Annotated in this window: 15 protein-coding genes; 2 read left to right on the top strand and 13 right to left on the bottom strand. The window is 70.6% G+C overall.

Annotation, left to right across the window (positions count from 1 at the left end; all coding sequences use genetic code 11):
• Positions 1–4 precede the first annotated feature (4 nt).
• A complete protein-coding gene (locus ACWDR3_RS09125) occupies positions 5–484 on the bottom strand; it encodes a hypothetical protein (protein WP_450351810.1) in 480 nt (159 codons plus the stop codon).
• Between the two features lie 308 nt (positions 485–792).
• Here ACWDR3_RS09125 and ACWDR3_RS09120 point away from each other — a divergent pair, with 308 nt between their 5' ends.
• Both ACWDR3_RS09120 and ACWDR3_RS09115 read left to right on the top strand, forming a co-directional pair.
• Complete coding sequence (locus tag ACWDR3_RS09120) at positions 793–1596, top strand: SDR family NAD(P)-dependent oxidoreductase (protein WP_450351809.1); 804 nt, start codon at positions 793–795, stop codon at positions 1594–1596.
• 23 nt (positions 1597–1619) lie between these two features.
• Positions 1620–2369: an SDR family NAD(P)-dependent oxidoreductase gene (locus ACWDR3_RS09115; protein WP_450351808.1), complete on the top strand. Its 750-nt coding sequence runs from the start codon at positions 1620–1622 to the stop codon at positions 2367–2369.
• 8 nt (positions 2370–2377) lie between these two features.
• Here the strand turns inward: ACWDR3_RS09115 and ACWDR3_RS09110 are convergent, their stop codons facing one another.
• The 12 genes from ACWDR3_RS09110 to ACWDR3_RS09055 form a co-directional block, all read right to left on the bottom strand.
• Positions 2378–3439, bottom strand: coding sequence for an MBL fold metallo-hydrolase (locus ACWDR3_RS09110; protein WP_450351807.1), 1062 nt, complete (start codon positions 3437–3439; stop codon positions 2378–2380).
• Positions 3436–4986, bottom strand: coding sequence for a class I adenylate-forming enzyme family protein (locus tag ACWDR3_RS09105; protein ID WP_450351806.1), 1551 nt, complete (start codon positions 4984–4986; stop codon positions 3436–3438). Before ACWDR3_RS09105 ends, ACWDR3_RS09110 begins: the two co-directional genes overlap by 4 nt.
• A 109-nt stretch (positions 4987–5095) precedes the next feature.
• The gene (locus ACWDR3_RS09100) at positions 5096–5416 is read right to left on the bottom strand and encodes an EthD family reductase (RefSeq protein WP_450351805.1); all 321 of its coding nucleotides are present in this window, start codon (positions 5414–5416) and stop codon (positions 5096–5098) included.
• A gap of 19 nt (positions 5417–5435) precedes the next feature.
• Positions 5436–5810 carry a nuclear transport factor 2 family protein gene (locus ACWDR3_RS09095; protein ID WP_450351804.1) on the bottom strand — a complete coding sequence of 125 codons (375 nt, stop codon included), beginning with the start codon at positions 5808–5810 and terminating at the stop codon, positions 5436–5438.
• Positions 5807–6157: a nuclear transport factor 2 family protein gene (locus ACWDR3_RS09090; RefSeq protein ID WP_450351803.1), complete on the bottom strand. Its 351-nt coding sequence runs from the start codon at positions 6155–6157 to the stop codon at positions 5807–5809. The genes ACWDR3_RS09095 and ACWDR3_RS09090 overlap by 4 nt, the downstream gene beginning before the upstream one ends.
• A 143-nt stretch (positions 6158–6300) precedes the next feature.
• Positions 6301–6927 (bottom strand): TetR family transcriptional regulator, encoded by a 627-nt coding sequence (locus ACWDR3_RS09085; protein ID WP_450351802.1) that lies wholly within the window; start codon positions 6925–6927, stop codon positions 6301–6303.
• 147 nt (positions 6928–7074) lie between these two features.
• The gene (locus ACWDR3_RS09080; RefSeq protein ID WP_450351801.1) at positions 7075–7863 is read right to left on the bottom strand and encodes an enoyl-CoA hydratase-related protein; all 789 of its coding nucleotides are present in this window, start codon (positions 7861–7863) and stop codon (positions 7075–7077) included.
• Positions 7860–8630, bottom strand: a complete 771-nt coding sequence (locus tag ACWDR3_RS09075; RefSeq protein ID WP_450351800.1) for an SDR family NAD(P)-dependent oxidoreductase — start codon at positions 8628–8630, stop codon at positions 7860–7862. Before ACWDR3_RS09075 ends, ACWDR3_RS09080 begins: the two co-directional genes overlap by 4 nt.
• Complete coding sequence (locus ACWDR3_RS09070; protein WP_450351799.1) at positions 8627–9403, bottom strand: SDR family oxidoreductase; 777 nt, start codon at positions 9401–9403, stop codon at positions 8627–8629. Before ACWDR3_RS09070 ends, ACWDR3_RS09075 begins: the two co-directional genes overlap by 4 nt.
• Complete coding sequence (locus ACWDR3_RS09065; protein ID WP_450351798.1) at positions 9400–10626, bottom strand: acyl-CoA dehydrogenase family protein; 1227 nt, start codon at positions 10624–10626, stop codon at positions 9400–9402. Before ACWDR3_RS09065 ends, ACWDR3_RS09070 begins: the two co-directional genes overlap by 4 nt.
• A gap of 12 nt (positions 10627–10638) precedes the next feature.
• Complete coding sequence (locus tag ACWDR3_RS09060; RefSeq protein ID WP_450351797.1) at positions 10639–11610, bottom strand: phosphotransferase family protein; 972 nt, start codon at positions 11608–11610, stop codon at positions 10639–10641.
• Entirely contained in the window at positions 11607–12818 is a 1212-nt protein-coding gene (locus tag ACWDR3_RS09055; RefSeq protein WP_450351796.1) for an acyl-CoA dehydrogenase family protein, read from the bottom strand. The genes ACWDR3_RS09060 and ACWDR3_RS09055 overlap by 4 nt, the downstream gene beginning before the upstream one ends.
• Positions 12819–12846: the final 28 nt, after the last annotated feature.

Below are 12846 nucleotides of genomic sequence, written 5' to 3'. Positions count from 1 at the left end.
ACGGTCAGTCCAGCGGCAGGAGCCAATGCGTGGCCTCGTGCCCGGTGTTGGGTGAGCTCGTGCATGTGCTGAAAGTGGATACCTCGTACCAGCCACCCCAGGTGTTGGTCGCGTAGTCAAGATAATTGCAGTACGAACTGCTCGTCGTGACGACCTTTACGGCTTTCCCGATGTTCTGAGAGTTCGACTCGAAAATGCCGTCGTAGATGTCATAGCCAAGTGCGACATACGAGGCACGGCCGTTGCCCGGCATCTCGTACCACGCGTCGGCGGTCTGCCATGTGTGCCAAATACTGCCGGACGGCGCGACGCCGAAGCATTCGCTTTCGCCTCGGTCCCAGTCCACCAGGAGAATCTTGTTGTCGTTGAAGTTTCCCGTTTTCCCGTAACAGGTGCGCTCCACGGCCGAAGCGGGCGATACGAGAGTTCCCAACAGGGCCGCCAGTGCAACGGCGAGGACGAACGGCAGGCGAAATACCTTCACGTGTATCTCCCGTATTCGGAAAGCACGGATACTGGTTCGCGTCGTCTTGCGGTCGTCGATCTGAGTGCTCGCCAGACAGTAGCGGCAGACGCCCCAACAAGAATCCAACGCGAGGTGAACGGCCTTACCCCGAGGCGTGTGACAGAGCACAACAGTCCGCTCCGACGTGATGCAGGAAACGGCCGCTGGCTCGCCCACCGCCTGACCGATCTCGCGAGCCGTCGCGCACCTTGTCGCTCACCCACCGGATGACTAGACTCCAAACCGAACTGAAGTTGGTTCACTTCCAGTGGACGGGAGCAGACCGCATGCTGGGTTCCCTCGAAGGAAAGACCGCGCTCGTCACCGGCGCGGGCCAGGGCATAGGCCGGGCGATCGCCGTGGAGGCGGCACGCCAGGGCGCCGCCGCGGTGGCCGTCGCCGACTTGAACGGCGTGACCGTGGCCGAGACGGCGGAGTTGGTGCGGGCCGCCGGGGCGAAGGCCGAGGCCATCGTGTGCGATCTGCGCGTCCGCGACGACATCGAAGCGATGGTGACGCGCACGGCGGAGCGGTTCGACGGGCTCGATGTGCTGGTCAACAACGCCGGGGTGATCGAAACGGCGTTCACCGCGGAGCAGGGACGGGGAGTCGACTCGCTCTCCGAGGAGGTCTGGGACGCGGTCTACGAGGTCAACCTCAAGGCCGTATGGCTGACGACCAAGTTCGCGGCACCCTTCCTGCGCCGTTCTCCGCGGAACCCGGCGATCGTCAACGCGGCCTCGGTCTCCGGTCTCGTCGGCTTCCCCAACGCCCCTGCCTACGGCGTCACCAAGGCCGGTGTCATCCACCTCACCAAGGTCACCGCGGTCGACCTCGCCCCGGTGCGCTGCAACTGCTTCTGCCCCGGGGTCATCGACACACCGCTGGCGCAGGACTACTTCGCCGCGGCCGAGGACCGCGGGGCGATGGAACGGGAGCTGGTGGCACCGCAGTTGGTGGACCGGCTCGGCCGGCCGGAGGAGGTGGCGCGGCTCGCCTGCTTCCTGGCCTCGGACGGCGCCGCGTTCATCACGGGCGCCGCATACGTGATCGACGGCGGCGCGCTGGCCTGGCGCGGCGTCAAGGGCTGAGGACGAAGAGCGAAGGGAACACCATGGATGCGAGGCTGGCCGGCAAGGTGGCACTGGTCACCGGTGCCACGGGAGGCATCGGGGAAGCGGTCGTACGGCGGCTCGCGGGCGAGGGCGCGGCGGTCGTGGTCACGGACGTGGACGCGGAACGCTGCGAGAAACTCGCCGGGGACGTCGGCGGCGAGGCCCTGGGGCTGGCCCTTGACGTCACCGACGAGGCCGCCTGGCAGGCGGTCGTCGACCGGGTGACGGACCGACTCGGCACCCTGTCCGTCCTGGTGAACAACGCCGGCATCGCCGCGATGGGCACCGTGGAGACGGAGACCTCGGAGACCTGGAACCAGGTCATCGCGGTCACCCAGACCGGTGTCTGGCTCGGCATGAAGTACGGCGGCGCCGCGATCGAGCGCTCCGGCGGCGGCTCCGTGGTCAACGTGGCGTCGATCTTCGGTACGGTCGGCGGCTTCGGCGCCCAGTTCTCGTATCACGCGGCCAAGGGCGCCGTACGCCTCATGACCAAGAACGCCGCGCTGCACTGGGCCAAGCGCGGCGTCCGGGTCAACTCCCTGCACCCGGGCTTCATCGAGACGCCCCGCTCCCGCGAACTGTGGCGCGACACACCCCGGTTGACCGCGATGCTGGAGGGCACCCCGCTCGGCCGCCTCGGTACGCCGGAGGAGGTCGCGGCGGCCGTCGCGTTCCTGGCCTCGGACGACGCGAGCTTCATGACCGGTTCGGAGCTGTACGTCGACGGAGGATGGACGGCGCGCTGATCGACCGGTTAGACGCGCTCTCCCGCACTCACGGTGTAGTGATCAACGCCGTCCTGCCGCACGTTCCGGACCAGACCGCGGGCCACCAGCACGTCCAGGTGGGCCGCGGTCTCGTTGACGGCGAGCATCTGGTTGAAGGCGTTGAGGTCGGCGAAGGACACCTTGCGCCGGGTCCACCCCAACTCCCCCGCCACGTCATGGGCGTTGAGCGTACGGTCCCCGAGGATCGTCAGTGTCTGCGCTAGCCGGTCGTCGTGGTGGGCCAGCAGCTCGCCGACCCGGGCGTGCACGCTGTCGCCGACCGGACCGTGCGCGGGCAGCAGTCGGGCGTCGCCGAGGGTCGTCATCAGGCGCAGCGAGTCGAGATAGTCGCCCAACGGGAGGTCGGCGCCACCGAGTTCGAAGCCGATGGACGGGGTGATGTGCGGCAGGACGTGGTCGCCGGAGAACAGCAGCCCGCGCGCCTGGTCGAGGTAGACGACATGGCCCCGGGTGTGTCCGGGGGTCGGTACGACCGTCAACCGCGCGTCCCCGAAGCGGAGTTCCTCCGCCTCCAGCCACCGGTCCGGCGCGTCCCACACGGCCGGGTCGAAGTCGCCGTAGTCCATCGCGGCCATGCGCGCGGCGAGTTCGCCGGCGCCCGCCCTCGCAAGCGTCTCCAACGAGCCCACGGGCCGGTTCGAGCGCAGCGATCCGAGCAGCTCCAGACCGCGCCGCTCGCCCGAGCCGAGGTAGACCCGGGCACCGAGCAGCCGACGCAGTGCGACGGCCTGGGTGTAGTGGTCGCGGTGGATGTGGGTGACCAGGATGTGGCTGATGTCGCCGAGTTCGTGACCGATGCCGTTTAGGGCGTCCTCAAGTGCCGTGCGGGACTCGGGAATCGACCATCCTCCGTCGATCAGGAGCAGCCCGTCCGTCAGGCCTTCCAACGCGTAGACGTTGACCGCGCGCAGTCCGTCGTCCGGCAGCGGGAGCGGGATGCGGTGGACGCCGGGCCGTACGGTCTCGGCTCCTGCCTCCGCCCATCGGCCGCGGTCGAAACGGGGGGTGCGGGTCGTGGGGGTGGTCATGCATCTCCTTGCCGGTGGGCCGGCCGGGCCGGCTCCGAGGTGAGCCGGGCGTGCAGTCGGTGGGCGAGCGTGCGGGCTCCGGACCGGTCGAGCTTGCCGACCGTGGTCTGCGGCAACTCGGCGACGGTGAAGGCGAATTCGGGCCACTTGGCCTTGGAGAGCCCGGTCTGTGCGAGGTGTGCGGTGAGTTCGGCCAGGTCGATCCCGCCTTGCCCGTGCTCGGTCACCAGGAGCACGGCCGCGCGTTCGCCGAGCAGCGGATCCGGCACGGGGACCACGCAGGCGCGGGCGACTCCGGGGTGGGCGGCCACGGCCCGTTCGATCTCGGTGATGTCGAGATTGCGGCCGCCGCGGATGATGACGTCCTTCTCCCGGCCCATGATGGTGACCGTGCCGTCGTCTCCGGTCATGAGCAGGTCCCCGGTGGGGAAGAAGCCGTCCGCGGTGAGCGCGGGCGGCTCGACCTTGCCGTCACGGGCGTAGCCCAGGAAGAGGGAGGGGCCACGGACCTGGGCCCGGCCCGTCCGGCCGGGGCCGAGCACGGTGCCGTCGGGGGCGACCGCGCGCAGCTCGGTGCCCGGGAACGGCCGACCGTCCCGGTCCAGGCGGACCTCCTCGGAGTCCTCGGGCCGCGGCGAGGTGTGCCCGAGGCACTCGGACATGCCGAAGACGCGCAGGATCCGGGTGCCGAGGGAGCGTTCGGCGCGGGCCAGGGCACCGCGGTCCATGGGTCCACCGCCGACGGTGATGGAGCGGACGCCTCCGAGGACGCGCGACCCGGCTGCCGCCGCACCCATCTGGAGGGCCATGGTCGGCACGCACATCGTCCAGCGGACATCGTTCGCGGACATCCGTACGAGCGCCTCCTCCTGGTCCCACCGGCCGCTCAGGACGAGGGGCCCGCCGAGCGTGAGCGCCATGCCAACACCGAAGCAGTACGCGGCAGTTGACGAGAGCGGGACGATCGCGGCCACCGCGTCGCCGCCGCGCAGCCCGTTGATCTCGGCGGTGCGAGCGCAGGCGTACCGCAGCGCGCCCTCCGACTGGACGACTCCCTTGGGCCGCCCGGTGGAACCCGAGGTGAGCCCGATGACCGAGCCCCCGGACCAGCGGGAGACGTCTCGCGGACCGCGGCCGACCAACATCGTCCAGCCATCCAGGACTTGGACCGCCCCGGCACCCGGCAGGCCCTCCTGGCCCCGCCACTCCGCGACCGCCGACGGTTCGGCGATCACGACGTCGGGGCGGATGTCCTCCAGGGCGGCGTCGAACTCCGCTTGTGTCGTATGCCGGTTGACCAGCGCGAGGACTCCGCCGGTGAGTCCCACGGCGAGCGTCGCCGCGACGGTGCGCCAGCAGTTGTCGGCCTGGAGCAGGACCGTCCCGCCCGCCGTCCCGCCCGCCGCTCCGTCCGGTCTCATGGCGTCGGCCAGTTCGGCCGCGCGCTCCAGCAGGCCGCGCGCGGTGTGGCGGCCGAAGTCGTCGACTACGGCAGTGAAGTCGGCCTTCTCCGCGCGCTCCTGGAACTCCCGCACTGTGTCTCGCATCCGCTGCTTCCTCGCCTCTTCGCGCGAAAGGTGGTGGGGCTCGGCCCCGTACAAACCGCCCCGGACAACCGCCCTTTACGACCCTCCCGTTCGACCCGCCGGGCCCCACTCAGCCCGCGTACAACTCCATCTCGCCGCCCATGACGGCGATCCGTCGGCCCCGCATGTCCCCCACCTGCGCGACCGCGGCCGCCCACTCGGGGCTGTCCAGCGCCTTGCGCAGGTCCTCGGCCGTGTCGAAGCTCAGGACGGAGACGCCGTCCCAGCCCTCGGAGCGCGGTTCGAGGGCCGCGTCGAGGTCGGTGTGCCGCCAGGACCGCAGTCCGGGCAGGGTGCGGGTGAGTTCGGCGTGGTCGACGCGCCACCAGTCGATGAACCGCTCGTGGGTCCAGTCCGGTGGCCGTGCGGCCAGCAGGATCAGGTTGTACATCGCGCCCTCCTCGGGCCTCTCAAGTGAACAGCACCGTGGGCGAACGCCCGATGAGCAACCGCCGTACCCGGCCGGACTCGTCGAGCCGGGCGCCGGCCACGAAGGTCGCCTCCGGTTCGCCGGAGCGCCGCACCTCGCCGAGAAACAGCTCGTCCGTGCCGACGGCGCTCGCCGTGAGCAAGTGGTGGGTACGGACGCCCACTTCGCGCTGCGCCAGGTAGCCCTCCAACTCGGCCCGGCCACCATGGAAGTCGGTCGCGCCGTCGCCGCCGGTGGAGAACAGGATGGAGAAGGAGAAGTCGTCGGTGATCAGGTCGAGGATCCGGTCAGCGTCGTCGCTGTCCAGGATCGCGAACCACGTGGTCAGGAAGGAGGCGGTGGACGGCGCGGTCACGGCCGGTCCACCAGGTCGAAGTCGGTGGTGAAGAAGGACTGGTAACGGGCCATCAGGCCGGCGGGCGAGACCTGCACGGCGGACAGGAACGCCCCCTTGGTCACGCCGCTCTCGACCACGAACCCGTACGCCGTCTCGACGTCGCCGTCGACCGCGTACCGCTTGATCTCGTGCGTACGGTCCACGGCCTGTCGCCCGGCGATGTACGCGGCGAAGTCCTCGCGCGACTCCCCGGCGCGCTGAGTGCCGGGCAGCGCGATCAGAAAACGGAAGCCGGGCTCCACCAGGTCCAGGACCTTCTCCGGGTCCTGGCCGTCCATGCGGGCCATGTATTCGCGAAGCACCATTGCGGATCGCACTCCCTGAGGTTCAAAAATCCCTGAGACTCAAGAATCCCTGAGGTCGAAAAACAACCTGAGTTCAATTCAGTTTGACTGTAAGACGGACGGCCCGCCCCCGACAAGAGGCGGGACGACACCCGACCGATCGGCTATTCGGCGACCATCCGCACCACGCACTCCTCGATCATCTCGCTGATCTCGGGCAGGGGGATCGCCCCGGTCGGGCGGTACCAGCGCCAGACGCTGACGATCATGCCGAGCACGGCGAGGCCCAGGGTGTGCGCGTCGCGGACCGGGAACGCGCCCTTGGACATGCCGCGCATCAGCAGATTCGTCCAGTCCCGCTCGACCATCTGCACCAGCTGGCGCGCCGCGACCCGCTCGGTCTCCTCGCGCTTGGACTTACGCGGGCTGGCCAGCAGGGACATGTTGGCCTGCAGGATGCGCATCTGGCGGATCTCCTGCTCGCTGACCGCGAAGGCGGCGCGCACCGCCGCACGCAGTTCCTCGACCGGGTCGGTCGCGTCGGCCGTGGCCTCGACGAACATGTCGTGGGAGCGCTGGAGCTCCAGGCGCATGATCGTGAGCAGACAGTGGGCCTTCGACTCGAAGTAGTGGTAGAGAGCGGTCTGCCCGATACCCACCCGGTCGGCGACCTCGGACCATTTGGTGCCCTCGTAGCCGTCCTCGCCGAACCGCTCCACGGCGGCCACCAGGATGGCTGCCCGCTTCGACCTGGGCCCCTCCTCCGGATCCACGATCCGTGCCCTTGCCATTGCCGCTCCCTCTGCTCCACGGCCGGTTCCGATCACCGGCCGGTCGTCCGAGAGTAGACCCAAGTTCAGGTTGGTTACGAGTCGAGGACCGGGCGGGGAGCCGCGTACCCCGGGCAGCCGCACACCCTGGACGTACGGTCGCGCGCTTCACCGGGTCACCGCGCGCGGGAAGTCCGGCCGCCGCTTGGCGAGGAAGGCGGCCACGCCCTCCCGCCCCTCGGCGGACACCGCGGCCGCGGCCAGCCGGTGCGCCTCCGCGTCGAGCTGTTCGTGCAGTCCGGTCGACAGCGCCCCGCCGACAAGGCGGCGGGTCGCCCCGTACGCCCCTGTCGCTCCGTGCGCCAGAGCCCTCGCGGCTTCCTCAGCCTCGGCCTGTAGCCGCTCGGGGGCGACGACCCGACTCACGAGCCCCATGTCCAGCGCCTCGGCGGCGGAGACCCGGCGATTGGTCAGCAGCAGGTCCAGCGCCCGCTTGGGCCCGACGAGCCGGGGCAGCAGCCAGCTGACGCCCGCGTCCGGGGAGTACCCGATCCCGGTGTACGCCGCCGTGAACCCGGCGTCCGTGGCCGCGAACCCGAGGTCGGCGGCCATGGCGAGCCCCAGTCCGGCCCCCGCGACGGCTCCCTGTACGGCCGCCACCAGCGGGGCGTCGAGACCGGCGAGGATCCGCAGCGCCTCGTGCAGCGCGTCGGTGACCTCGGCGAGGTGCCCGGCCAGCCGCTCACCGTCCAGCGCGCCGAACTCGCTCAGGTCGCCGCCCACGCAGAAGGACCGCCCCTGCCCGCTGAGCAGCACCGCACGCACCCGTGCGCCCGCGCACTCCCGCGCCGCGTCCCGCAGCCCCCTGGCCATGGCGAGGTCGATCGCGTTGCCGGCGCCGCGGCACATCTCGACGTGCGCGACCCCGTCGCCGTCGATCTCGCACGTGACCCTCATCGCGCCGTCCATCCGCCGTCCACGGTGAGCACCTGTCCGGTGCAGTACGAGGAGGCGTCGGAGGCGAGATAGAGCAACGCCCCGTCCAGCTCGTCCTGTTGGCCGCCGCGCCCCAGCATCGTGCCGCGCTCCACCCACCGCCGCGCCCGCTCGTCGGCGAACAGCCCGTCGGTCATCTCGGACCGGAACCAGCCCGGAGCAAGGGCGTTGACCCGCACCCCCTCCCTCCCCCACTGCCCGGCCAACTCCCGCGTCAGCCCGACGAGTCCAGCCTTGGACGCGGCGTAGGCGGCGCCCCCGAGCGGGGCACCGGACACAAGCCCGAGGACGGAAGACACATTCACGACGGCTCTCGTACGGTCATGGTGGGACGGTGTCTCGGCCAGCAGCCGGGCGAGATGAAACGGCGCCACGAGGTTCACGGCCAGGACGTCCGAGAAGTCGCCGGAGCTCTCGTCCTCGGCCCGTACGGCTCCGGGCGCTCCCGCGTTGTTGACCAGGACGTCGATGCCCGAGCCGTGCTCCAGCACGGTCTCGACGAGCCGTACCCGGTCGTGTTCGAGCGAGACGTCGCAGACGACCGGGTGGATGCGCGGGTCGCCGTCGGCCAGTTCCTTCAGCCGGTCCGGTCGCCGGGCCGCCGCGAACACGGTGGCGCCGGCCGCGGCCAGCACGGTGGCGAACCGCGCGCCGAGCCCGGAGGAGGCGCCGGTGACCACGGCCACCCGGTCGCGCAGCGAGAACAGGTCCACGGCAGGCGCGCTCACGCCTCCACCCCGATCGGCAACGCGGTCGCCCCGCCGTCCAGGACCAGCGTCTGCCCGGTCATCCAGGAGGACGCGTCGGAGGCGAGGAACACCGCCGCGTCGGCCACGTCCTCGACGGTCCCGAGCCGACGCAGGGGAAGCCTGGCGGTCAGGATCGGCTCCCGTGGTTCCCATACAGCGCGGGCCAGTTCGGTCTTGATCAGACCGGGCGCGATGGCGTTCACCCGGGCCGACGGCCCGAGTTCGTAGGCGAGTTGCCGCGTCATGTGCAGCATGGCCGCCTTCGTGGCGTTGTACCAGCCGATCTGCGGATCGACGACGAGCCCGCCGACGGAGGCGATGTTGACGACCGCGCCGCCATGCTCCCGTAGCCACGCCCGCCAGGCGCACCGGGTCCAGAGCACCATGCCGTACTGGTTGACCTCGACGGTCTTCCGGGCGCGCGGCGGGTCGAGGTCGAGGAGCGGGCCCATGTACGGATTGGTGGCCGCGTTGTTGACCAGGATGTCCAGCCTGCCGAACCGGTCCATGGTCTCCTCCACGCACCGCTCGGCATCGGCCGGCTCTCCGGCGTGCGCGACCACGTCGTGCACCTCGCCGTCGCCCTTGACGCGCAGCAACTCCTCGCGCGCGGCGGCGAGTCCGGCCGGTTTGCGGGCGGCGATGACGACATGGGCACCTGCTTCCCGGTAGGCCTTCGCTATGCCGAGGCCGATCCCCCGCGAGCCGCCGGTGATCACGGCCACCCGGCGGTCCAGCACCTGTCCGTTCACGCCGACTCCTCCGGGTACTTGGCGAGCTCACGCCGGGCGACCGTGCGCAGATGCACCTCGTCCGGGCCGTCCGCGATCCGCAGGGCGCGGGTGATCGCGTAGAGCCGGGCAAGTACGGTGTCGTCGCTGACCCCCGCGGCCCCATGCGCCTGGACCGCCCGGTCGACGACCTTGTGGGCCACCTCCAGCGCGGCCACCTTGATCGCGGCGACCTCGGTACGGGCGGCCGCGTTGCCCTGCGTGTCCATCAGCCAGGCCGACTTGAGAACCAGCAGCCGCAGTTGCTCGATCTCGATACGGCTGCGCGCGATCCACTCGCGGACGACACCGCGTTCGGCGAGCGGCCCGCCGAAAGCGGTACGGGTCAGGGTGCGGCGGCACATCAACTCCAGCGCCCGTTCGGCGAATCCGACCGCGCGCATGGCGTAGTGCATCCGGCCCGGCCCCAACCGCCCCTGCGCCAGGGCGAATCCGTCGCCCTCGCCGCCGAGCATCGAGGACACCGGGACCCGTACGTCCTCGAAGAGCACATCGCCGTGGCCGCAGCGGTCGGTGTAGCCGAACATCGGCAGATCGCGCAGCACGGTGATCCCCGGTGTGTCCCGGGGGATCAGCAGCATGCTCTGCTGTCGGTAGGTGGGCGCGTCCGGGTCGGTGACGCCCATCAGGATGATCAGCCGGCAGTCCGGGTCGAGGATCCCGGAGGTGTACCACTTGTGTCCGTCGACGACGTATTCGTCGCCGTCCCGGGTGATCCGGGTACGGATGTTGCGTGCGTCGGAGCTGGCGACCTCGGGCTCGGTCATGGCGAAGCAGGACCGGATCTCTGCCGAGAGCAACGGCCGCAGCCAGCGGTCCTGTTGCTCGGGTGTGCCGAAGAGGGCGAGCAGTTCCATGTTGCCGGTGTCGGGGGCGGAGCAGTTGAAGACCTCGGGGCCGATGACTGAGCGGCCGGCCAGTTCGGCGAGGGGGGCGTATTCGAGGTTGGTGAGTCCGGCGCCCCAACCATCGTGCTCAGGGCCGTGCGCCATGAAGAGGTTCCACAGGCCCTCGGCGCGCGCCTTCTCCTTCAACTCGCGCATGATCGGCGGCAGTTCGTGCGGGTCGTCCGCTTCGGCGAGCTGCCGGTCGTAGACGGGCTCGGCAGGCAGGACGTACTCCTCCATGAACGCGGCCATGCGCAAGCGGAGTTCGTCGGCCCTCGGGGAGAGTCCGAAATCCATGGTGGCACTCCTTCAGGACCGTCGGGCGAGGATGTCGCCGGCCGCGCGGATCATCGCCGCGATGGTCGGGGGCAGCCGCTCCTGGTCGGGGTCGTGGTGTTTGCCCTCGCGGTGCCGACGCAGGTTGTGGCCCATGATCGCGGCCATCTTGGTGCGGGCCAGCGCACGGAACCAGTCGAGGTCGGGGGGTTCGGGCCGACCGGCGAGGTAGGCGGTGAGCAGTTCGCGCTCGGTGGGCAGGCCGGGCACGGCGCGGCCGAGCCGGGGGAAGTTGTGGTGGTCGGCAAAGAGAAGGAACCAGCCCAGGTCGATACGCGGATCCCCGTACCCCCAGATCTCCCAGTCCACGACGGCGGCCGGACGTGCACCCTCACAAAGGACGTTGCCGAGGCGAAAGTCGCCGTGGGTGAGGGTAGAAGGAACGCCGTCGGGGATACGGTCGGCCAGCGCGCTCAGCACATCCTCGGCACCCGGCCGGAGCTCCACCGGTACGGCCCGCATGGTGCGAGTCCAGCGGTCCAACTCACCGGCGGGGTCGAGAGGTTCCGTCGACGGTGTGCCTGTCGTGGCGTGCAGTGCGCGCAGCACGTGGGCGACCGCCAGCATGCGGTTCCGGCACAGCTCGGGATCGAGACTGTGCTCGTCGAGAACCGGCTCGATCGCCTCGCCCGCCACGAACTCCATGGCGAACCAGGCAGGTTCGGCCTCGTCGACGGCGACAACACCCGGCACGGGCACGGCAGATCCAGCGAGAGCGCCCAGTACTTGGGCCTGACGCAACACGTCGTTGCGGCCGACGGCTCGCTGGCCCGGCGGGACCGCCTTCACGACATACGAGAGCGACCCCGCCGCGATGGAATAGGTGAGCCCGGAGTGGCCGCCGAGAAGAGTGCGCAGGTCGCCGAGCGGCTCGCCGGGATGGTGTTCGGTGAGGCGGGCGCGGACCCGTCGGGCAAGTTCGTTCACCTCGGTCGTGGTGGTCAACGTCCGTCTCCCTTCGGCTCCTTGGGGAGGCCCAGCACCCGTTCGGCGAGGATGGTGCGCTGGATCTCGTCGCTGCCGCCGGCGATGCGATAGCCGGGCGCGCCTAGCAGGTGCTCGGTCCAGGCGTACGTGCCCCACTCCCCCGTGTCGGCGGCCAGCCGCGGCCCGAGGAGTTGTTGGACGAGGTCGGTGGTGGCGCGCATGGTCGCGGTGGCGTGGAGCTTGCCGACCGAGGCTTCGGCACCCGGTTCGCGTCCGGCCGCGAGGGCCGAGGTCACGCGCAGCCCGATGAGGCGCTGGACGAGGGTGCGCACGAACAGGTCGGCCGCCTGCTGCCTTTCACCGTCGGTGAGCGGACGGGACATGTGCCGGGCCAGGTCGAGCGCGCGATCGGCGTTGTCCAGGCCGAGCCCCCCGGAATCGAGGCGTTCGGCGGCGAGCACGGTGAGCGTCACCCGCCAGCCCTCGCCGACCGGACCGAGCCGGTCGGTGTCGGGCACGAAGACGTCGTCCAGGTACACCTCGTTGAAGCTCGCGCCGCCGGTCATCTGCCGGATGGGCCGGACGGTCACGCCCGGCGCGTCCATCCGCACGAGGAAGACCGTGATGCCCGGGTGCTTGGGCACGTCAGGGTCGGTACGGCAGACGGCGACACCCCAACTGGCCACCCTGGCACCGGACGTCCAGATCTTGTGGCCGCTCAGGATCCAGCCGTCGCCGTCCCGTACGGCCCGGGTGCGCACGGCGGCGAGGTCGGAGCCGGCCTCGGTCTCGGAGAAGAGCTGGCAGGCGAGTTCGTCGGTGCGCAGCATGGGCCGCAGCCAGCGCCGCTTCTGCTCCTCGGTGCCCCAGATCCGGATCGCGGGTGCCACGAGCTGCTGGGTGACCGGGAAGATCTCGGTGCGCCGGGGTACGTCGAACGCGGACTCCTCCGCGCGATACAACTGCTCGTAATACGGGGGCAGTTCGCGTCCGCCGTACTCCGGCGGCCAGCCGATCGCGCCCCAGCCCTGGTCGTAACGGATGCGTTCCCAGTCCCGTGTCCGGTCGGTATGGGTGCGTTCCTCGGCCTCGGTCCAGTTCTCGAAGACGGCCACCGAGTCGTCGCCGCGCCCCCATTCCCGGTGTGCGGCGCGCGCTGTCGCCACGCCCTTCAGCCAGCGCCGGGCTTCGGCGCGGAACTCGTCGGGGTCGGGTATGGCGTCCATGGTCCTCCTCTCCTCCGCTCAGCGAGTC

It is taken from the genome of Streptomyces sp. NPDC001002, assembly GCF_053599215.1.
Note: the sequence above shows the minus strand (reverse complement) of the source record. Positions and strands in the feature narration are given on the sequence as shown.